This is a genomic window from Cytobacillus sp. Bac17, from assembly GCF_024519925.1.
In the GTDB taxonomy this organism is placed as follows: domain Bacteria; phylum Bacillota; class Bacilli; order Bacillales; family Cytobacillaceae; genus Cytobacillus; species Cytobacillus pseudoceanisediminis.
The window spans coordinates 1-897 of the sequence record NZ_JALJRC010000084.1 but is presented as its reverse complement, the minus strand read 5'-3'; the positions used below and the strand labels follow the sequence as shown (position 1 = coordinate 897).

The following is an 897-nucleotide window of genomic DNA, read 5'->3' as shown; positions in this document are numbered from 1 at the left end:
TGGTCTTGTCCCTGTCAAGTAGACAACATAAAAAGCTAAGCAGTGAGCGCGTGTCGATATTCAATCGGTGCGCGTTTCTTTAGTTTCTTTTGTTTTCTTTTGTAATTGTAATGGTAGATGTAATCCTCAAGAGCTTGTTCTAGTTCTTCTTCTGACTTACACTTATTTATATACAGTTTCTCTGTTTTGAGGTGTGAGAAGAACGATTCTACACTGGCATTGTCCAGGCAGTTTCCTTTTCGAGAGTGGCTGCCCTTGATGCCATAATCCTCTAATCGGCTGCTGTATAGCTTTGATGTATACTGGAAACCTTGATCTGAATGGAGAACGGCTTCAGCTACCTCTTTTTTCTTTGTCCATTTTTCTACTGTATTTAACACAAGTTCCAGATCATTTCTCTTAGATAGCTCCCAACTTACTATTTCGTTATTAAAGAGATCCTGTATGACCGATATATAATAAAATTCTTCTCCAACAGACACATATGTTATATCCGTTACCATCTTTTGATTAGGTCCTGCAGCCCTGAAATTCCTTTTAAGGCGATTAGGGAAGAGGATAGAAGGACTACGACCGTGCCATTTTCTCTTCTTTCGGATGACTGATTGTATGTCCATTTCCGTCATCAGCCTGTAGACCTTCTTGTGGTTGATTAAATACCCGTTTTCATTTAATTCATCTGTAATACGGGGCCGGCCAAATTCAGGATGCATGAAATGAATCCCCAAAATGTGCTCTCGAATGTCTTGTTCATCCTTAGCCTTCTCTTCCCGTTTAACATTCGTTTTTTTCCATTTGTAATAGCTAGCCGGTTTGATATAGGCAATCTCCAGCAGCCAGGAGACCGGATAGGTACCCCTTAACTCATCAACCAGTTCATATTTTATTCTTCTGGGT

Annotated in this window: 1 protein-coding gene; it reads right to left on the bottom strand. The window is 40.0% G+C overall.

All coding sequences use genetic code 11. The features are described from left to right. Positions 1-35: 35 nt before the first annotated feature. Positions 36-897, bottom strand: an 862-nt coding sequence (locus NR125_RS29220) for an IS3 family transposase (RefSeq protein WP_256816857.1), incomplete at its 5' end; no start/stop codon positions are given.